Origin of the sequence: Roseivivax isoporae LMG 25204, assembly GCF_000521865.1 — a bacterium.
Lineage (GTDB): Bacteria > Pseudomonadota > Alphaproteobacteria > Rhodobacterales > Rhodobacteraceae > Roseivivax > Roseivivax isoporae.
Genome location: NZ_JAME01000194.1, coordinates 1 through 338 on the forward strand (window position 1 = coordinate 1; position 338 = coordinate 338).

Genomic DNA, 338 nt, shown 5'->3' on the forward strand with positions numbered 1-338 from the left:
GCGGCCTACGGGGATTACCGGCTGCTCGAGGGGCGGCCGTCGCTGCTCGACCGGGTCGAGGGTCTCGTGCCGGCGCAGGACGGTCTTGCCGACCGGCTCGAGACGGTGGCGCAACAGGTCTCGTGGGGGCTGTCGCGGCTCGCGCAGACCGACCAGCGCATGGCCGATGCCGGGATCATCGTGAACCCCGAGACCGGGCTCGTGGAGATCACGGCGGTGCACCGGATCGACCAGCGCATCGGCGAGGTCTCGATCACCGCCGACGCGGCGCTGGCCGAGCTGTCGCTGAAGGCGAGCTATGCCGAGGTGAACCAGGCGATCACCGAGGCGCTGCTCGA

1 protein-coding gene is annotated in these 338 nt (G+C 71.0%); it reads left to right on the top strand.

Features of this window, described 5'->3' with window-relative positions; translation table 11 throughout:
• On the top strand, window positions 1-338 hold a 338-nt coding region (locus tag RISW2_RS25345), incomplete at both ends, for a hypothetical protein (RefSeq protein WP_043776130.1).